At 69.5% G+C, this 17573-nt stretch carries 17 protein-coding genes; 10 read left to right on the top strand and 7 right to left on the bottom strand.

What is annotated here, in order from left to right; translation table 11 throughout:
- The first annotated feature begins 130 nt into the window (after positions 1–130).
- Both ABQJ56_RS15140 and ABQJ56_RS15145 read left to right on the top strand, forming a co-directional pair.
- On the top strand, positions 131–949 hold the full coding sequence (locus ABQJ56_RS15140) for an isocitrate lyase/PEP mutase family protein (RefSeq protein WP_367845854.1): 819 nt from the start codon (positions 131–133) through the stop codon (positions 947–949).
- A 280-nt stretch (positions 950–1229) separates the two neighbouring features.
- Positions 1230–1589, top strand: a complete 360-nt coding sequence (locus ABQJ56_RS15145; RefSeq protein WP_367845855.1) for a SpoIIAA family protein — start codon at positions 1230–1232, stop codon at positions 1587–1589.
- A gap of 15 nt (positions 1590–1604) precedes the next feature.
- Here the strand turns inward: ABQJ56_RS15145 and ABQJ56_RS15150 are convergent, their stop codons facing one another.
- Positions 1605–2873 carry a 6-phosphofructokinase gene (locus tag ABQJ56_RS15150; RefSeq protein ID WP_367845856.1) on the bottom strand — a complete coding sequence of 423 codons (1269 nt, stop codon included), beginning with the start codon at positions 2871–2873 and terminating at the stop codon, positions 1605–1607.
- Positions 2874–3028: 155 nt separating this feature from the next.
- On the opposite strand from ABQJ56_RS15150, the gene ABQJ56_RS15155 reads away from it, so the two are divergent.
- On the top strand, positions 3029–3613 hold the full coding sequence (locus tag ABQJ56_RS15155; protein ID WP_367845857.1) for an adenylate kinase: 585 nt from the start codon (positions 3029–3031) through the stop codon (positions 3611–3613).
- A 170-nt stretch (positions 3614–3783) separates the two neighbouring features.
- A complete protein-coding gene (gene mpl, locus ABQJ56_RS15160; RefSeq protein ID WP_367845858.1) occupies positions 3784–5226 on the top strand; it encodes a UDP-N-acetylmuramate:L-alanyl-gamma-D-glutamyl-meso-diaminopimelate ligase in 1443 nt (480 codons plus the stop codon).
- A 24-nt stretch (positions 5227–5250) separates the two neighbouring features.
- Here mpl and ABQJ56_RS15165 read toward each other — a convergent pair whose 3' ends face one another.
- Complete coding sequence (locus tag ABQJ56_RS15165; protein ID WP_367845859.1) at positions 5251–6669, bottom strand: hypothetical protein; 1419 nt, start codon at positions 6667–6669, stop codon at positions 5251–5253.
- Positions 6666–7586 (bottom strand): ABC transporter ATP-binding protein, encoded by a 921-nt coding sequence (locus ABQJ56_RS15170; protein WP_367845860.1) that lies wholly within the window; start codon positions 7584–7586, stop codon positions 6666–6668. The genes ABQJ56_RS15165 and ABQJ56_RS15170 overlap by 4 nt, the downstream gene beginning before the upstream one ends.
- 117 nt (positions 7587–7703) lie before the next feature.
- On the opposite strand from ABQJ56_RS15170, the gene ABQJ56_RS15175 reads away from it, so the two are divergent.
- Positions 7704–8522, top strand: coding sequence for an SDR family oxidoreductase (locus ABQJ56_RS15175; RefSeq protein ID WP_367845861.1), 819 nt, complete (start codon positions 7704–7706; stop codon positions 8520–8522).
- 7 nt (positions 8523–8529) lie between these two features.
- Here ABQJ56_RS15175 and ABQJ56_RS15180 read toward each other — a convergent pair whose 3' ends face one another.
- Positions 8530–10185, bottom strand: coding sequence for an FAD-dependent oxidoreductase (locus ABQJ56_RS15180; protein WP_367845862.1), 1656 nt, complete (start codon positions 10183–10185; stop codon positions 8530–8532).
- A 115-nt stretch (positions 10186–10300) separates the two neighbouring features.
- Between ABQJ56_RS15180 and ABQJ56_RS15185 the strand changes: the two genes are divergently transcribed.
- The 4 genes from ABQJ56_RS15185 (at position 10301) to ABQJ56_RS15200 (ending at position 14308) form a co-directional block, all read left to right on the top strand.
- Positions 10301–10903, top strand: a complete 603-nt coding sequence (locus tag ABQJ56_RS15185) for an LON peptidase substrate-binding domain-containing protein (protein WP_367845863.1) — start codon at positions 10301–10303, stop codon at positions 10901–10903.
- 219 nt (positions 10904–11122) lie between these two features.
- Entirely contained in the window at positions 11123–12466 is a 1344-nt protein-coding gene (locus tag ABQJ56_RS15190; protein WP_437343438.1) for a sigma-54 dependent transcriptional regulator, read from the top strand.
- Between the two features lie 164 nt (positions 12467–12630).
- The gene (locus tag ABQJ56_RS15195) at positions 12631–13869 is read left to right on the top strand and encodes an acetylornithine/succinylornithine family transaminase (protein ID WP_367845865.1); all 1239 of its coding nucleotides are present in this window, start codon (positions 12631–12633) and stop codon (positions 13867–13869) included.
- Positions 13870–13888: 19 nt separating this feature from the next.
- A complete protein-coding gene (locus ABQJ56_RS15200) occupies positions 13889–14308 on the top strand; it encodes a VOC family protein (protein WP_367845866.1) in 420 nt (139 codons plus the stop codon).
- Positions 14309–14344: 36 nt separating this feature from the next.
- Here the strand turns inward: ABQJ56_RS15200 and hemL are convergent, their stop codons facing one another.
- Together hemL and thiE are read right to left on the bottom strand one after the other, a co-directional pair.
- Positions 14345–15628 (bottom strand): glutamate-1-semialdehyde 2,1-aminomutase, encoded by a 1284-nt coding sequence (gene hemL, locus ABQJ56_RS15205; RefSeq protein ID WP_367845867.1) that lies wholly within the window; start codon positions 15626–15628, stop codon positions 14345–14347.
- Positions 15629–15639: 11 nt separating this feature from the next.
- Entirely contained in the window at positions 15640–16266 is a 627-nt protein-coding gene (gene thiE, locus ABQJ56_RS15210) for a thiamine phosphate synthase (RefSeq protein WP_367845868.1), read from the bottom strand.
- A 111-nt stretch (positions 16267–16377) separates the two neighbouring features.
- Between thiE and ABQJ56_RS15215 the strand changes: the two genes are divergently transcribed.
- A complete protein-coding gene (locus ABQJ56_RS15215; protein WP_367845869.1) occupies positions 16378–16575 on the top strand; it encodes a rubredoxin in 198 nt (65 codons plus the stop codon).
- Positions 16576–16807: 232 nt separating this feature from the next.
- Here the strand turns inward: ABQJ56_RS15215 and ABQJ56_RS15220 are convergent, their stop codons facing one another.
- Complete coding sequence (locus ABQJ56_RS15220) at positions 16808–17263, bottom strand: DUF192 domain-containing protein (RefSeq protein ID WP_367845870.1); 456 nt, start codon at positions 17261–17263, stop codon at positions 16808–16810.
- Positions 17264–17573 lie beyond the last annotated feature (310 nt).

Raw genomic sequence — 17573 nt, forward strand, 5'->3', positions numbered from 1 at the left:
CACCCCGGTGCGCGGCGGGGCGTGCCGGGCCATCGCCCGGCGGAATCGTTCCCTGGCTTGAGAACCCGATGGGCTGAAACCGGGCCGTCGAGGCTACGTGGGGACTTGCATGGCGTAGTAGGCTGCAGGCATGAACGCCATCGACTTCGCTTCACGCCGCGCCGCCTTCCGCAAGCTGCATGAAAGCGGCTGCTTCATGCTTCCCAATCCCTGGGACGCGGGTTCCGCCCGGGCCTTGCAAGGGCTCGGCTTCAAGGCGCTGGCGACCACGAGCTCGGGTTTCGCGTGGTCGCAGGCGCAGGCCGACAATGCGATGGGCGTGGACGCGGTGCTGGCGCACTGCCGCGCGATCGTCGCGGCCACCGATCTGCCGGTGAACGCCGACTTCGAGGACGGGCATGCCGCCGATCTCGGGGAGCTGGCGGACAACGTGCGCCGCTGCGTCGACACCGGCGTGGCGGGCCTGTCGATCGAGGACTCCACCGGCGATGCGGCGCGGCCGCTGTACGAACTGGACGAGGCAGTGGCGCGCATGCGTGCCGCACGGGCGGCGATCGACGCCTCCGGCCAGGACGTGATGCTGATCGGTCGCGCCGAATGCTTTCTGGTCGGCCATCCCGAACCGCTGGAGGAGTCGTTGAAACGCCTCAAGGCCTATGCCGAGGCCGGAGCGGACTGCCTGTACGCGCCGGGCCTTCGCACCAGCGAACAGATCGAGGCGGTGGTCCGTGCTGTCGCGCCGAAGCCGGTCAACGTGCTGGTGGGTTACGCCGCGCCGTTTACGCAGGCCGAGCTCGCGAAACTCGGCGTGCGCCGGATCAGCGTGGGCGGTGCACTGGCCGGGGCCGCCTGGGGCGGCTTCCTGCGCGCCGCGCGCGGGCTGGCCGAAGGACGCTTCGACGGCTTCACGGACAACGCCACACACGCGGAGTTGAATGGCCTGTTCTGAAGTGGGTTCAGTCCGGCAGGTCCATGGCGCGAGTCAGGCGGCTTGCGGTCGATCGGGGGTGTTTTCCAAGGCAACATGCTTCGCAGGTCGTTGCGGCCGCGGGGCAACGGGCTTGGTCGGCGACCAGCGGGGCGAGGTGGCGACGGGCAGCGTGGGGCTGACCGGACACCGGTGCGGCTTGCCCATGGTTCACTGGAGGCATTCGCGATACCAAGGTTCGCTTCACTGCGAATTCACCGCTGCCTGTCATGGTGGCCCAGGGTTCCCTGGAGGCGACACCATGATCACACCCATTGCATTTGACGCGGACAACGTGATCGGAATGTGCGTCGACGGCCGGATTGTTGCCGAGGACATGGACCGGATCGCGGCGATGGTGGAAGAGAAGCTGGCCCGGCACGACAAGTTGCGGGTCTACGTCGAGGTGCCTTCCTTCGAGGGTATTTCGATCGAAGGCTTCTTCAAGGATCTGCAGCTCGGCTTGCGTCACTGGAACCGCTTCGAAAAAGAGGCGGTCGTGTCGGACGAGCAATGGATGCACAAGCTCGCGCCGCTGGGCAGCCATCTGGTGTCAGGCCTGGAAGTAAAAGTCTTCGCCAGCAAGGAATCCATCGCAGCCAAGGCGTGGGTTGTTGCCTGACCTGCGAGAACGGTGCTAAGCCTCGAAGGGCCGGAGCTTTTTCACCACGGATGCATTCTTGAGCGTCACGTATTTCGGCAGGCCGTCCTTGCCGTACGCCGGCGGCGCCTCGCCGGCGATCAGCGGGGCGAGGTAGCGGCGCGCGGCGGCGGTGATGCCGAAACCGTCCTTGCGGATGAAACCCTTCGGCAGCTTCTTCTCGCGGTTCGCGATCTTGTCGAGTGGCGCAGGTTCGATCTTCCAGCGATACGGCGCGTCGGAACTGCGCACGATCACCGGTATCACCGCGTTCATGCCGGCCAGAGCACAGTCCACCGCGGCCTTGCCCACGGCGTACGCCTGCTCGGCGTCCGCCTTGGAGGCGAGGTGGCGCGCCGAGCGCTGCAGGTAGTCGGGCAGCGCCCAGTGCACCTTGTAGCCGAGCCTGCCTTTCACCAGCCCGGCCAGCGTGGGCGCCACGCCGCCCAGCTGCACGTGGCCGAACGCATCGCGCGTGCCGGCGTCGGCGAGGAACTGGCCTGCCGCGTTGCGGATGCCTTCGGAGGCCACCACGGTGCACCAGCCCACGCGTTCCACCGTGGCTTTCACCTTCGCCAGGAACGCGGCTTCGTCGAACACGTTCTCGGGGAACAGGATCACATGCGGCGGCGCGTCCGCGCCCCCGCCGGCGAGGCCGGCGGCGGCGGCGATCCAGCCGGCATGGCGGCCCATCACTTCCAGGATGAACACCTTGGTCGAAGTGGACGCCATCGAGGCCACGTCGAGGCTGGCCTCCAGCGTGGAGACGGCGGTGTATTTCGCCACCGAGCCGAAGCCGGGGCAGCAGTCGGTGACGGCGAGGTCGTTGTCCACCGTCTTGGGCACGCCGATGCAGCGGATGTCGTAGCCGAGCGCCTTGCCGATCTGCGAGAGCTTGAGCGCGGTGTCGGCCGAGTCGTTGCCGCCGTTGTAGAGGAACCAGCGGATGTCGTGGGCGCGGAACACCTCGATCAGGCGCTCGTACTCGGCGCGGTTCGCCTCCAGCGACTTCAGCTTGTAGCGGCAGCTGCCGAACGCGCCGCCGGGGGTGTGGCGCAATGCCGCGATCGCGGCCTTCGATTCCTTCGCGGTGTCGATCAGCTCCTCGCGCAGCGCGCCGAGGATGCCGTTGCGCGCGGCGTACACCTTGACGCCGCGCGCACGCGCGGCCTCGATCACGCCGGCGGCAGTGGCGTTGATCACGGCGGTGACGCCGCCGGACTGGGCGTAGAGCAGGCGGCCGGGTGCGGCTTTGCGGGTCGGCATGGCGATCTCCTGGCGTGAGCTCCCAGTATCGCGCCGATGCGACGCATGCCGGTACTCCGGCGGCGGTTTTCGTTTGACGGCAACGGCCTTCAAACGCTACCGTGAAACCCATTTCCCAGGGAATCGGCGGCCGTCCGCCGCCATTGCGGAGCGATATGCGACTCGTGCTACTCGGTGCGCCCGGTTCGGGCAAGGGCACCCAGGCCACTCGGCTGAAGAACGACCTGGGCGTGCCGCACATCTCCACCGGCGACATGCTGCGCGCGGCCGTGGCCGCGGGCACGCCCATCGGCCTCAAGGCCAAGGCGGTGATGGACGCCGGCAAGCTGGTCTCCGACGACATCCTGCTCGCCATGCTGGAAGAGCGCCTGGCCCAGGCCGACGCGAAAAGCGGCTTCATCCTGGACGGCTACCCGCGCAACCTGGCGCAGGCCGACGCGCTCGACCATCTGCTGGCCCGCATCGGCCAGCCGCTGGACGCGGTGGTGAAGCTGGACGTGCCGAACGAGGTGATCATCGGCCGCTGCGAGATCCGCTACGCCGCCGAACACCGCAAGGACGACGACCCGGCCGTGGTGCGCGACCGCCTCAAGGTCTACGCCGAGCAGACCGCTCCGGTGGCGGACTTCTATGCGAAACGCGGCACCCTGCAGGTGGTCGACGGCGTGGGCGAATTGGACGAGGTCACGGCGCGGGTAAAGCGCGCGCTCAAGGCCGAAGCGGCGGCTGCCAACGGCTGAGCCGCCTGCTCCCTCTCCCCCGCAGGGAGAAAGCCGGGGTGGGGCCGGGCGCAGCGAATGCGTGCGGACCCGCGAAACCCCATTCCCCCGCAAGTCCCGTACCCTCGCCCCCAGCCCTCTCCCGGCGGGAGAGGGAGGCAAGTATCGGCGAGAGGGACGGATTCCACACCATGCGTCTGCACATCCTCGGCATCTGCGGCACCTTCATGGGCGGCGTCGCCGCGCTGGCCCGCGAGCTGGGGCACGAGGTCGAAGGTTCCGACGCCAACGTCTATCCGCCGATGAGCACCCAGCTCGAATCGCTGGGCATCCGCCTGATGGACGGCTATGCGGCCGCACACTTGCAGCCGGCGCCCGACCAGGTGGTGGTCGGCAACGCGATGACGCGCGGCAATCCCGCGGTCGAATACATGCTCGACGCGCAGTTGCGCTACGTTTCCGGCCCGCAGTGGCTGGGCGAGACGGTGCTGGCCGGGCGCGAGGTACTGGCGGTGGCGGGCACCCACGGCAAGACCACCACCACCAGCCTGTTGGCGCATCTGCTGGAAAGCGCGGACCTGGCGCCGGGTTTTCTTATCGGTGGCGTGCCGGGCAACTTCGGCGTGTCCGCGCGACTTGGCGGCATGCCGTCGTTCGCAGGTGCCGAACCCTCATCCGGCGCTGCGCGCCACCTTCTCCCGGCGGGAGAAGGTGAAGCCGTGCCGCCTGCGGCGGCGCCATTCGTCATCGAGGCGGACGAATACGACACCGCGTTCTTCGACAAGCGCTCGAAGTTCGTGCACTACCGCCCGCGCATCGCGATCCTCAACAACCTCGAATACGACCACGCGGACATCTTCCCCGACGTGGCGGCGATCCAGCGCCAGTTTCATCACCTGGTGCGTACCGTGCCTGGCAACGGCCGGCTGGTCGTCAACGCGCACGACGAGCGCCTCGCCGAAGTGCTGGCGATGGGCTGCTGGACGCCGGTGGAGACCTTCGGCATCGGCCGCGGCGACTGGCAGGCCGAGCTGGTCGAAGCCGATGGCAGCGTGTTCAAGGTGGCGCACCACGGCGAGATGGTCGGCGAAGTGCGCTGGTCGCTGCTGGGCCATCACAGCGTGATGAACGCGCTGGCCGCGCTGGCCGCCGCCGCCGCTGCGGGCGCCGATCCGCGCGCGTTGCTGCCCGCCTTCGCCGGCTTCGAGAGCGTGAAGCGGCGCATGGAACTGGTCGGTGACGTGGGCGGCGTGCGCGTCTACGACGACTTCGCCCATCACCCCACCGCGATCGCCACCACGCTGGCCGGGCTGCGCGCGAAGGTGGGCAGGACGCGCATCCTGGTGGCGCTGGAGCCGCGCTCCAATTCGATGCGTCTCGGCGCGCATGCGGAGGCACTGGCACCCTCGCTGGCGGACGCCGACGCGGTGGTGTTCCTGCATCGGCCCGAATTGCCGTGGGACGCACAGCGCGTCATCGATGCCTTGCCGGGGCGCGGCAGCACGGCCGCCAGTGTCGATGCGCTGCTTGCGGCACTGCGTGCGCAGGTGCGGCCCGGCGACCACGTGGTGTTCATGTCCAACGGCGGTTTCGAGGGCGCACCGCGCCGCTTCGTCGAACGGCTGCGTTCCTGACAGCCGCCAGGCGGCGACGGGGATTCACCCGGCCAGCGGCGCGTCGAAGCAGGGCGGCCGACGCAGGTACTCGCGTCGCGCCGAAGTCCACACGCCCAGTCCGAAACCCAGCGTGACCAGCAACAGCACACCGCCGCCGATGGCATGCCCCAGCACGCCGAGCAACCAGTAGCCACCCCAGTACACCGCCATCGCGCCCAGCGTCACGCCGAGGTCGACCAGGCCGCGACCGAAACTGCCTTCCGGGCCGATCAGGTGCACCGCCAGCGCGGTAAGGCTGGCGCCCACGCTCACGATCGCCGCGGCCAGCAGCATGCGCAGCGGTTCCGCGGCATGGGTGAGCACGATGCCCAGCCCGGTGTACGCCACGGTGCTGAGCGCGGTGACCGGCACCAGCACCACCAAGGCCTCGAGCAGGGTCTGCTGGTAGTCGGCGCGCGTCGGCGGCGCCAGCGTGAGATAGAGGTCGGCGAGGTTGGGCCGCATCTGCCGCATGCCGCGGCCGAGCTGCGGAAAGCGCGACAGGCCAAGCAGGATCGCGTAGGCGCCCACCATCGCCGCGTTGAAACGCTGGCGGTGCATCACCGCCACCACGTAGAACGTCACGATCGCCGCCACCAGCAGCAGGCGCAGCGCGATTGCCTGCGGGTTGTCGTGCGGCAGCAGCAGCCGGCGCACCAGCACCATGCGCAGGTGCCAGCTGGGCTTGCGGCGATAGCGCGCCAGCGCTTGTTGCATCGCGCGCTGGGAGGTGCCGTCGAAGATGGCGCCGATGCGCTTGCCCAGCTTGCCGCGGCGCGCCGGCGTGCCGTCCAGGTTGCGCGCGCGGGAGCGGCCGAGCTGCGCGTTTTCCAGCGGAGAGTCGTCCGTTTCGCGATCTTCGATGCGCAGCGTCGCGCGCAGGCTGAGGCTGGCGATCAGCGTTGCCAGCAGCAGCGCCAGCGGCGCCGCCCATGGCGAGGCGATCATCGCCATGGCGACCTGGCTGGCCAGTCCCGGCCGCCAGCCCGCCAGCACGAACAGGCCCCAGACCAGCAGGTTGATGTAGCGCGCGGAACTGGCCGCCAGTCCGATCGCCGCCATCAACAGGATCGCCGCGCCGCCCAGCACGGCATGCGGCACGCCCAGCAGCACGGCGGCCAGCATGGGCAGCAGCACCCATTGCGCGATTTGCAGCACGCCCACCACGGCGAGCCGCTTGCGGAAGTCGGGCAGCAGGAAGTTTTCGGGCCGGCACAAGCCACGCAGGCACAGTCCCAGCACGATGAACCAGAACCACGCGCCGAAGGCGAGCAGCGTGCCGGTTACGCCGGCGAAGCGGACATCGGTTGCAGGCACGCAGCCCAGCAGGATCGCGCCGACCAGCCACGCCAGTTGCAGCAGCAGGGCGCCGAGCAGCATTTGCCGGAACGGCTGCAGCCACAGTTGCCACACCGCCCTCATGCCAGTTCCACGAACAGGTCTTCCAGCGTGGGCGTCTCGATGCGCAACGTGGCGCCTTCGCGCGCGGCCAGCGCCTGCAGGCTTTCGACGTTCGCATCCTCCACCAGCAGTTGCGCCTCGTCGCCCTTGAGCGTGGCCTTCAGCCGGCCGGCGACCACCGGTGCCTGCGGCCAGCCGCCTGCGCGGGTGAGCACGGCGCGGCGCAGGTGTTCGCGCAGTTCGGCCAGCGGGCGGGTGAACTGGATCGCGCCGTCGCGCAGCAGGGTGATGTCGGCGTCGGCGCGCTCGAGGTCGGCGGTGATGTGGGTGGAGAAGATCACCGTCTTGCCCGGCGCCTTCATCAGGTCCAGCAGCTCGGCCATGAAGGCGCGGCGCGCCTGCGGGTCCAGGCTGGCCACCGGCTCGTCCAGCACCAGCAGGTCGGGTTCGGGCGCGATCGCGCGCACGATCGCCAGCTTCTGCCGCTGGCCCTGCGACAGTTCGCCGATCTTCTGCCTCGGGTCGAGTTCCCAGTCGCCGAGCAGGCGCTCGGCCAGCGCATGGTTCCAGCCGGTGTAGAACGCGGCGGTGAAGTCGAGGTAGGCGCGCACCTTCATCCACGGGAACAGGTCGAAGGTCTGCGGCACGAAGCCGATGCGGTGCATGCGCTCGCCGCCCGGCTCGGTCATCGGCTCGCCGAACAATTCCACTTCGCCGGCATCGATCGGCGAGAGGCCGAGCAGGCAACGCAGCAGGGTGGTCTTGCCGGCACCGTTGCGGCCGAGCAGGCCGATCACCCGGCCGGACGGCACGTCCCAGGCGATGCCGCGCAGTACCTCGCGCTGCTTGAAGGACTTGCGCAGGCCGCGCACGCGCAGCACGGCCGCGGTGCGCATATCGGCAAAAGGCGCTGCCGGTGTGGTGGCGATGGTCGACATCCCTGCGCATGCTCCCCTTGGTGAGGCGACTAATGTGCCGTCGCGGGGTGGGCCCGTCCAGTGGATGTGTTGGCGGACGCGATATCCTGCCGGGACTCCCGCCAGACCGATTCCGCCATGAGCAACCTCTCCGGCAAGACCCTGTTCATCACCGGCGCCTCCCGCGGCATCGGCCTGGCCATCGCGCTGCGCGCCGCGCGCGACGGTGCCAACATCGCGATCGTCGCCAAGAGCGGCGTGCCGAACCCGAAATTGCCCGGAACCATCCATACCGCCGCCGCCGAGGTCGAGGCCGCCGGCGGCAAGGCGCTGGCGCTGAAGTGCGACATCCGCGAGGAGGAGCAGGTGCGCGCGGCCGCGGCGCAGGCGGCCGAGCATTTCGGCGGCATCGACATCGTGGTCAACAATGCCAGCGCGATCTGGCTGGCCGGGGTGGAAGGCACGCCGATGAAGCGCTTCGACCTGATGCACCAGGTCAACACGCGCGGCAGCTTCCTCGTCACGCAGAGCTGCCTGCCGTACCTGAAGCAGGCGACGAACCCGCACGTGCTGATGCTGGCGCCGCCACCCAGCCTGGATCCGAAATGGTTCGCGCCGCACACCGCCTACACCATCGCCAAGATGGGCATGAGCCTGTGCGTGCTGGGCATGAGCACGGAGTTCGCGCCGCTGGGCATCGCGGTGAACGCGCTGTGGCCGCGCACGGTGATCGCCACAGCGGCGATCGGCGTGATCGCCGGCGTGCGCGCGGAGCAATGCCGTACGCCCGGGATCGTGGCCGATGCCGCGCATGCCATGCTCGTGCGTCCCGCGCGGGAATGCACGGGCCGCTTCGCGATCGACGAGGACGTGCTGCGCGAAACCGGCGTGCGCGATTTCGATCGCTACGCGGTGCAGCCGGGCGCGCCGCTGCTGCCTGACCTGTTCCTGGATTGAGCCGGCGCTACATCCCGCACAGCGCCTGCAGCCGATCGGCCAGGCGCAGGCTCATCGCCACGATGGTGAAGGTGGGGAAGGCCCAGCCGCCGGTGGGAAAGATCGAGCTGCCGGCGATGTGCAGGTTGTCCATGCCGTGCACGCGGCAGTCGCGGTCGACCACGCCGCGGCGCGGATCGTCGGCCATCCGCGTGGTGCCCAGATGGTGCGCAGTGCCGTGCACCTGCGGCGTGCCGCCCGCGTCGTCCAGCCACGGCTCGGGCTCGAAGCGGCCGTCGCAGGCGCGTGCCAGTTCCTCGCCGAACAGCTTGGCGGAGGTGCGGAAGGTGTGGCGGTCGAGCTCGGTCAGGCGCCAGTCGATGCGCAGCTTGCGCTGCCCCAGCGCATCGCGCTCCCTGGACAGGCTGACGCGGCTGTCCGGGTTGGGTGCCTGCTCGAAGTAGCCGACCAGGTCGACGTGGCTGGTGCGCACGGCCGGCTTGTCGGCCAGCTTGCGCCCCAGTGCATGGGCCACGTCGCCCATGCCGAAACCCAGTTGCAAGGCGAGCCTGCCCAGTGATGCCGGAGCGGCTGCATGCGCGGATGCCGGCGCCGCTTCGCTGCGCATGGCGGCGCACATGCGCGCCTCGAGCCGGGCGTTTTCGTCCATCGCGGGCCTGCGCAGCGTGCGGCGCAGGCCGCGCAGGGCATGCAGGCCACGCGGCACCCGACCCTCCACCGCGAACGGATGCACGCGTGCATTGAGTATCCGGTGCGTGCGCTGCACCTGCTCGGACAGGCCGATTTCCGGGAATGGCGGTGCCGCACCCTTGCCGCGCAGGCGGTCATAGGGGCGCGCCAGCCGGTCGGCCTTGCGCGAATGGAGCGTGCCCAGCTTGCCGCTGGGGTGATCCATGAAATAGCGGCCGACCAGGTCGTGGCGATTGCCCAGTCCACCGGGCACCACTGCATCGGACAGCAGCAGCAACCGGGCATTCTCGATGCCGCCGCAGGCCAGCACGTAGTGTCGGGCCCGCACCGTGCCGCGCCGCCCGGTCAGCGAGCCGATGCGGGCCTGGCGCACGGCGCCGCCGTCCGATGTCGCCTCCAGCTCCAGCAGGTTGGCGTGCAGCAGCACGGTGAGGTTGGCAGCGTGTTCGAGTTCGGTGCGGTAGGCCCGCCCAAACAGCACCGGGCTGCGCACGAAGATCTGGTTGACCAGGGTGTCGCGGTCGAAGGGCAGCGGCGGCCGTGCGGGCGCGGCAAGGAAGCGGTCGCCGTCGAGCCCGTGCTCCTCGATGCCGCAAACCGCGCGTGCGCGCTCGTACCAGGGCAGCAGGTCGGCCTGCGAGAGCGGCCAGCCGCTGTGCGGCACCCAGTCGCGCGGACTCATGTCCAGCGTGCCCAGCGGCATGCAGCCGCCGCCCCACAGGTTGCAGCTGCCGCCGAACACGCGCATGCGCGAGCTGACCGGATCGAACGGCGGCGAGCCGATCGAGTCGGCTTCGTACAGTGCCTGGTTGCGCAGTTCGCCGCCGTGGCCGCCGCTTTCGATCAGGCAGACCCGCAGCGAACTGTCGATGAGGTTGCGCGCCATGGCGATCCCTGCCGCGCCGGCGCCCACGATGCAGATGTCGGCGTCCAGTTCGGCCGGCGCCGTGCCATCAAGAAAATCGATGAACATGCCTCGCATCCCTCCCGGCAAGCCCCTTGGCGGACTGGAGTATAGGGACACGCCGATCCCGGCGGGACGGCCATCCGCAGGAGAGTGAAGACGCTGCTGCCGCTACACTTCCCGCATGGCTGGACGTTCTTCCCGCGCCGGACTGCCGCTGTTCCCGCTGTCCACCGTGTTGTATCCCGGTGGGCGGCTGGAGCTGCGCATCTTCGAGCCGCGTTACCTGGACCTGGTGCGCGAGTGCACGCGTGACGATTGCGGCTTCGGCGTCTGCCTGATCCTGGCAGGGCGCGAGACGGGCGAGCCGGCCTTGCCGGCGGCGGTGGGCACGCTGGCGCGCATCGTGGATTTCCATCATGGCGCTGGCGGCCTGCTCGGCATCGTGGCCGAGGGCGGCCAACGCTTCCGGGTACGACGCACGCGGGTGCGTGCGGACGGCCAGTTGCGCGGCGAGGTGGAGTGGTGGCCGGAGGAGCCGCCCGCGCGGGTGCCGGTCGAGTTCGCCCTGCTGCAGACGATCGCCGAGCGCCTGGTCGAGGCGATGGCGCCGCAATGGAAGCATGCGCCGCGCGAATGCTACGAGGACGCACGCTGGCTGGGCTTCCGGCTCGCCGAACTGTTGCCGCTGGGCGGCGACGAACGCCAGCGCCTGCTGGAGCTGGACGACCCGCTGCAACGCCTGGCCGAGCTGCGCGATATCCTGCCGCGTTTCCAGAAGGCCTGAACCCGGGCCGGCGCGGTGGGCGAAACCGCCTGCTGCCCAGCGGGGCCCAAGCAAGGGTCATGCCTGCGGTCGGAGAGAGGGTGCCCCGCGGGCCGCCGTCACGCCGGTGACGCGTGGCGGGTCTACAATCCGCGCCGAATCGCAATCCGGCCAGGATCACCGCGCGTGTGTCGCCAAGGGGGAGCGACACGCGGAGATCGAGCCCGGGGAGAGGGGACTATGGACGCCACGGGCTCTAGGCCTTTGGGGTGCGTGATCTGGTTCGGGCAGCCGGAAGCCAGGGAGCGCAGCGGTCTGATCGAAGCCGGATGGCATGTCCGGGTGGTCGAGGGCGATGCCCCGGTCAAGGTGCGCGAGGGCGGCGGCGTGGTGGTGCTGGCGGATTTGCGCCATGGCGATGCCCATGCCATGCCTGCGATGCAGCACTTGATGACGGATTGTCCCGGCTTGCCGTGGATCGCACTGATCTCGCTCGGCACGCCGGTACGGCGTCCGCAGGTCAAGCGCATTCTGCAGCGTTGCCACGATTTCTTCAGTGCGCCGCTGGACCTGCCGCGCCTGCTCGCCGCACTGGAGCGTGCGGGCGGTGCCGTCCTGCGCGAACCCGACGCGGTGGCCGACCTGCCTGAACTGGTGGGGCGCAGCGCCGCAGTGGCGGCGGTGGCGGCCAGCCTGCGCAAATACGCGCCGATCGACCTGCCGGTGCTGATCACCGGCGAGACCGGTGCCGGCAAGGAAGTGGCCGCCCGCGTGCTGCATCGGCTCTCGGCGCGCGCCATGCAGCCGTTCGTGGCGATCAACTGCGGTGCGTTGCCGCTCAACCTGGTGCAGTCCGAGCTGTTCGGCCATGAGCGTGGCGCGTTCACCGACGCCACCGCCCGGCGGATCGGGCATATCGAGAGCGCGGCCGGCGGCACCATCCTGCTGGACGAGGTCGGCGACCTGCCGCTGGATGCGCAGACCAACCTGCTGCGCTTCCTGCAGGAAGGCGTGCTGCAACGCGTGGGCAGCAGCCGGCCGATCGAGGTCGACGTGCGCGTGATGGCCGCCACCCACCACGATCTGGAGCACGCCGTGGCGGCGGGACGCTTCCGCGAGGACCTGTACTACCGGCTCAACGTCCTGCGGCTGCAGATACCGCCGTTGCGCGAACGCGGCGACGACGTGGATTTGCTGGCGCAGCGTTTTCTCGATCGTTTCCGCGAGCGGCAGGCCTGCGTTGCCCGCGGATTCGAAAGCGCGGCGCTGCGTGCGATGCACGAGTACCCTTGGCCGGGCAATGTGCGCGAACTGCGCAACCGGGTACAGCGTGCCGCGGTGATGGCGGAGGGGGCGCTCATCAGCGCCGCTGACCTCGCCTTGCCGGTGGATGCGGGGGACGGCGGTGACCCGGCGATCACCAGCCTGGGCGTCTCCCGCGCATCGGTCGAACGCGAGGTCATCGCCGCCTGCCTGCGCGAATGCCGGTTCAACATCAGCGAGTGCGCGCGGCGCCTGCAGATATCCCGGGTTACCGTATACCGCCTGTGCAAGAAGCATCGGCTGGAGCTGCGTACGCCATAGACATGTGGCAGCCGCCGCTCCGGCAGGCCATGCCCGACCCGGCGGCTGCCCGTGGGATAATGTCGATTTGGCGCGCATCACCAGGCCGGATCCTGCGTTGCAGGCGTTTCGCGATGCTCCGCGCGGGCACGGGAACATGGCCGGGGGCGCAACCTGGAGTGTCCATGCAACAGCACGATTCGACCCCGTCCCATCGCCTGATCGACCTTGGCCAACGCTACTGGCTGCCGGTGTACAAGCCGCGCGAACTGGTGCTGGACCGTGGCGCGGGCGCACGGCTGTGGGACACGGAAGGGCGCGACTACGTCGACTTCGGCGCAGGCATCGCGGTGAACGCGCTGGGTCACCAGGACCCCGACCTGCTCGCCGCGCTCACCGCGCAGGCGCACAAGCTGTGGCACGCCAGCAACGTGTTCTACACCGAGCCGCCGCTGCGCCTGGCCGAGGAACTGGTGAACGCGAGCGGTTTCGCCGAGCGGGTGTTCCTGTGCAACTCCGGCGCCGAGGCGAACGAGGCGGCGATCAAGCTGGTGCGCAAGTGGGCGGCTGCGCAGGGGCGGGCGCCGGAGCGGCGCGTGATCGTCACCTTCAAGGGTTCGTTCCACGGCCGCACGCTGGCCACGGTCACCGCCACCGCCCAGCCGAAGTACCAGGCCGGCTACGAGCCGCTGCCCGAAGGTTTCCGTTATCTGGATTTCAACGATGCCGCGGCGCTGGAGGCCGCGTTCGCCGCCGGCGACATCGCCGCGGTGATGCTGGAACCGGTGCAGGGCGAGGGCGGCGTGCTGCCGGCCGCGCCCGGCTTTTTGAAGCGCGTGCGCGAGCTGTGCGACGCGCACGGCGCACTGCTGGTGCTGGACGAGATCCAGTGCGGCATGGGCCGCACCGGAACGCTGTTCGCGCACGTGCAGGATGGCGTGAAGCCCGACATCGTGACCCTGGCCAAGGCGCTGGGCTGCGGCTTCCCGATCGGCGCGATGCTGGCCGGCCCGCAGGTGGCCGAGGTGATGCAGTACGGCGCCCACGGCACCACCTTCGGCGGCAACCCGATGGCCGCCGCGGTGGCGCGCGTGGCCTTGCGCAAGCTGGCCTCGCCCGGAGTGCTGGCAAACGTGGCGGCGCAGGCGCAGGCCTTGCGCGACGGGCTGGCGGCGATCGATGCGGAGCTGCACTTGTTCGACGAAGTGCGCGGCCGCGGCCTGATGATCGGCGCGGCACTGGCCGAGGCATGCCGGGGCAAGGCCGGCGAGATCCTCGACCATGCCGCCGCGCACGGCCTGCTGCTGCTGCAGGCCGGCCCGGACGTACTGCGCTTCGTGCCGCCGCTGACGATCTCGGGCGAGGAACTGGCCGCGGGCCTGCAGCGCCTGCATGCGGCCCTGCGCGCCTGCGCGCAGCCCTGAACACTGACGGAGCCTGACGATGAAATACCTGCATACCATGGTGCGCGTGCGCGACATCGATGCCTCGCTGCGCTTCTACTGCGACGGCCTGGGCCTGAAGGAAATGCGCCGCATGGAGAATGCGCAAGGCAAGTTCACCCTGGTGTTCCTCGCTGCGCCGGACAGCCCCGAGGCCGAGGTCGAGCTGACCTGGAACTGGGGTTCGACCGAGGACTACGGCAGCGCGCGCAACTTCGGCCACCTCGCGTTCCGCGTGGACGACATCTACGCCACCTGCCGGCGCCTGCTGGACATGGGCTATACCATCAACCGCCCGCCGCGCGACGGCCACATGGCCTTCGTGCGTTCGCCCGACCTGATCTCGGTGGAGCTGCTGCAGGACGGCCACCTGCCGCCGCAGGAACCGTGGGCCTCGATGCCGAACACCGGCAGCTGGTGAACCGCGGGGGCCGCCCGGAAGCGGGCGGCGCCTGTTTCAGCCCTTTGCCTCGCGCAGCGCCTCGCGCGCGGCCTGCAAGGTGTCGGCGATGTCCTGGTCGCTGTGTGCGCTGGACAGGAAGCCTGCCTCGAACGCGCTGGGCGCCAGGTACACGCCGCGCTCCAGCACGCCGTGGAAGAAGCGGTTGAACCGCGCCGTGTCCGCGGTCGTGGCCTGCGCGTAGCTGGTCACCTTCCGTGCCGTGAAGAACAGGCCGAACATGCCGCCGACGCGGTTGGTGCTGAACGGTACGCCTTCGCCGTCGGCCACAGACTGCAAGCCGTCGCAGAGCACGCGGGTGCGCGCGGCCAGCGTGTCGTAAAAGCCCGGCGCCTGGACCAGTTCCAGCATCGCCAGGCCCGCGGCCATCGCCACCGGATTGCCGCTGAGCGTGCCGGCCTGGTAGATCGGGCCGGCCGGGGCAATCTGCTCCATCAGGTCGCGGCGGCCGCCGTAGGCGCCCACCGGCATGCCGCCGCCGATGATCTTGCCGAAGGTGGTGAGGTCGGGCATCACGCCGTACAGCGCCTGCGCGCCCCCCAGCGCCACGCGGAAGCCGGTCATCACTTCGTCGAAGATCAGCAGCGCGCCATGGCGAGTGCACAGTTCACGCAGGCCTTGCAGGTAACCGTCCACCGGCGGGATGCAGTTCATGTTGCCGGCGACCGGTTCGATGATCAGGGCGGCGATCTCGTCGCCCTGTTCGGCGAACAAGGCCTTGGCGGCGTCCAGGTCGTTGTAGGGCAGGGTGAGCGTGAGGTCGGCGTTCGCCTTGGGCACGCCGGGCGAGGTAGGCACGCCGTAGGTGAGCGCGCCGGAGCCGGCCTTCACCAGGAAGCTGTCGCCGTGGCCGTGGTAGCAGCCCTCGAACTTCACGATCTTCGCGCGCCCGGTGGCGCCGCGGGCGAGGCGGATCGCCGACATGGTGGCCTCGGTGCCCGAGTTCACCATGCGCACCATTTCCACCGACGGCACCAGTTTCGCGATGGTCTCGGCCATCGTCACCTCGGCCGGACAGGGCGTGCCGAAGGAGAGGCCGTCCTGCACCGCGCGTTCCACCGCTGCACGCACGGCGGGATGGTTGTGGCCCACGATCATCGGCCCCCACGAACCCACGTAGTCGATGTAGCGCGTGCCTTCCACGTCCCAGAGATACGCGCCGTCGGCACGCGCGGTGAAGAACGGCTCGCCCCCCACCGACTTGAAGGCGCGCACCGGCGAGTTCACGCCGCCCGGAAGGAGTCGTTTGGCGCGCTGGAACAGTTCGTGGTTGGTGCTCATCGATGCTTTGCTCAATCGGCGGGGTAGAGACGGGCGAAGCGCTGTGCGGCGGCGCGCACGTCGGGCGCGGCGAATACCGCCGAGATCACGGCAAGGAAGTCCGCGCCGGCTTCAACCAGGGAAGGAGCATTGTCCGGCGTGATGCCGCCGATCGCCACCCGCGGCACGCCCAGCGCGGCGCTCTGCCGCAGCAGCTCCAGCGGTGCGCGCGCCGCCTGCGGCTTGGTGGGCGAGGGGAAGAACGCGCCGAACGCCACGTAGTCGGCACCGACCGCCGCGGCGGCGCGGGCGCGTTCGAGCGAGTCGTAGCAGGACACGCCGATGATCGCGCCGGGACCCAGCGCCGCGCGTGCGGCGGCCAGGTCATCGTCGTCGCGGCCCAGGTGCACCCCGGCAGCACCTACCGCGGCGGCCAGCGCGATGTCGTCGTTGACGATCAGGGGTACGGCGTACCTGTCGCACAGCTGCCTGAGCACGGTGGCCTCGGCATGGCGTCGCGCGGCATCGGCGCTCTTGTCGCGGTATTGCAGGACCCGCGCACCGCCGGCCAGCGCCTGCGCGACGGCTTCAGGCAGGTCGGCGCGGGGGCCGTCGGTGATCGCGTACAGGCCGCGGCCGGTGAAACGGGTGTCGGTCATGGCACGAAGCTTCCGTGCGCCCGCAGGGGCGGAGGTGGGTGCCGCGCGCTTTCGCAACGGCAGGCGAGTTGCGAGAATGCACTATTCACCCTCGAACAAAGAAGCCCGACGATGAGCCAGAGTTCCACCGAAAGCACCGCGCTGCGCAAATGGATGTGCGTGGTCTGCGGCTACATCTACGACGAGGCGCTGGGTGTGCCGGAAGAGGGCATCGAACCCGGCACGCGCTGGGAGGACGTGCCCGAGACCTGGACCTGTCCGGATTGCGGCGCGACCAAGAGCGACTTCGAGATGATCGAGGTCGACTGATTGCCGACCCCTGCCAGCGGCCGGCCCGTTTTCGCCACGTTTGCGCCTGCGAACGGGCCCGCCGATCCGCTGTGATGCTTCCACGCGTATCCCGCACGCGTGACGCCGGAAGCCTCACCATGCAGCAGTTCATTCCGTTCGAAGACGACTGGGACATGCTCGATGCGATCCGCCCCGAAGCATTGATCCCCTACCGCGCCGGTCTGGCGCTCGTTCCGCCAGCCGCCGCCTCTCAGTCGACCGTGCCCAGCCGGCCGTCGATCGTCAACGTGTCGCCGTCGCGCACGCCGATCCGTCTGGCCGTGCCCGCCGACAATTCCAGCACGTAACGCGCCGGTCCCGCACTGGGATAGACCGGGCAGGGGGCGGCCTTGCACGGCGGCACGTCCAACTGCGCCGACACCAGTTTGCGTTCCGCATCGAAGTACAGGATGTCGAGCGGGATCAGCGTGTTCTTCATCCAGAACCCGCGCGGCGCGGTGTCGGGAAACACGAACAACATGCCGTGGTCCGGCGCCAGCGTCGTGCGCGCCATCAGGCCGTGTTCGCGTGCGGCTTCATGGGTAGCCAGTTCCGCCGTGAATCGCTGGCCGTGCAGGATCACGTTGACGGGCGCGACATCCGTCGAGGCGGCACAGGCGTGGCCGCCCAGCACCAGCAGTGATGCGGCAAGCAGGGACTTCAGCATGGCGTGTTGCCTCGCGTGGCGTGTGATCGGGCCAGTGTAGTCGGCGGTCGCATCGAAGCGGTCGCATCGAAAATTTTACGTGCTGCCTCTTCCCAGTCGCATGATGCGGCGCTATGATTCTCGCCCCTTCGACGAACCACCCTGCTTCGAAGGGTTCGCGTCACGCTCCCGCAGAAAAATTCTTCTTCGAGACTGTTGACGGCCTGAAAGAACGATGTAGAATGGGCGGCTCACCGGGACGAAATGTCCCCTGGCGGAAAGTTCCGCGGTGGCGTGATCTTTGACAGTGTGCACAGGTGAATTGTGTGGA

Source organism: Rhodanobacter geophilus (assembly GCF_040812275.1).
Taxonomy (GTDB): Bacteria; Pseudomonadota; Gammaproteobacteria; order Xanthomonadales; family Rhodanobacteraceae; genus Rhodanobacter_A; species Rhodanobacter_A geophilus.

Excerpts from the sequence above, each read along its gene's own strand:
- ABQJ56_RS15140 (WP_367845854.1), top strand. The coding sequence starts at position 131 with ATGAACGCCATCGACTTCGCTTCACGCCGCGCCGCCTTCCGCAAGCTG.
- ABQJ56_RS15145 (WP_367845855.1), top strand. The coding sequence starts at position 1,230 with ATGATCACACCCATTGCATTTGACGCGGACAACGTGATCGGAATGTGC.
- ABQJ56_RS15150 (WP_367845856.1), bottom strand. The coding sequence starts at position 2,873 with ATGCCGACCCGCAAAGCCGCACCCGGCCGCCTGCTCTACGCCCAGTCC.
- ABQJ56_RS15155 (WP_367845857.1), top strand. The coding sequence starts at position 3,029 with ATGCGACTCGTGCTACTCGGTGCGCCCGGTTCGGGCAAGGGCACCCAG.
- mpl (WP_367845858.1), top strand. The coding sequence starts at position 3,784 with ATGCGTCTGCACATCCTCGGCATCTGCGGCACCTTCATGGGCGGCGTC.
- ABQJ56_RS15165 (WP_367845859.1), bottom strand. The coding sequence starts at position 6,669 with ATGAGGGCGGTGTGGCAACTGTGGCTGCAGCCGTTCCGGCAAATGCTG.
- ABQJ56_RS15170 (WP_367845860.1), bottom strand. The coding sequence starts at position 7,586 with ATGTCGACCATCGCCACCACACCGGCAGCGCCTTTTGCCGATATGCGC.
- ABQJ56_RS15175 (WP_367845861.1), top strand. The coding sequence starts at position 7,704 with ATGAGCAACCTCTCCGGCAAGACCCTGTTCATCACCGGCGCCTCCCGC.
- ABQJ56_RS15180 (WP_367845862.1), bottom strand. The coding sequence starts at position 10,185 with ATGTTCATCGATTTTCTTGATGGCACGGCGCCGGCCGAACTGGACGCC.
- ABQJ56_RS15185 (WP_367845863.1), top strand. The coding sequence starts at position 10,301 with ATGGCTGGACGTTCTTCCCGCGCCGGACTGCCGCTGTTCCCGCTGTCC.
- ABQJ56_RS15190 (WP_437343438.1), top strand. The coding sequence starts at position 11,123 with ATGGACGCCACGGGCTCTAGGCCTTTGGGGTGCGTGATCTGGTTCGGG.
- ABQJ56_RS15195 (WP_367845865.1), top strand. The coding sequence starts at position 12,631 with ATGCAACAGCACGATTCGACCCCGTCCCATCGCCTGATCGACCTTGGC.
- ABQJ56_RS15200 (WP_367845866.1), top strand. The coding sequence starts at position 13,889 with ATGAAATACCTGCATACCATGGTGCGCGTGCGCGACATCGATGCCTCG.
- hemL (WP_367845867.1), bottom strand. The coding sequence starts at position 15,628 with ATGAGCACCAACCACGAACTGTTCCAGCGCGCCAAACGACTCCTTCCG.
- thiE (WP_367845868.1), bottom strand. The coding sequence starts at position 16,266 with ATGACCGACACCCGTTTCACCGGCCGCGGCCTGTACGCGATCACCGAC.
- ABQJ56_RS15215 (WP_367845869.1), top strand. The coding sequence starts at position 16,378 with ATGAGCCAGAGTTCCACCGAAAGCACCGCGCTGCGCAAATGGATGTGC.
- ABQJ56_RS15220 (WP_367845870.1), bottom strand. The coding sequence starts at position 17,263 with ATGCTGAAGTCCCTGCTTGCCGCATCACTGCTGGTGCTGGGCGGCCAC.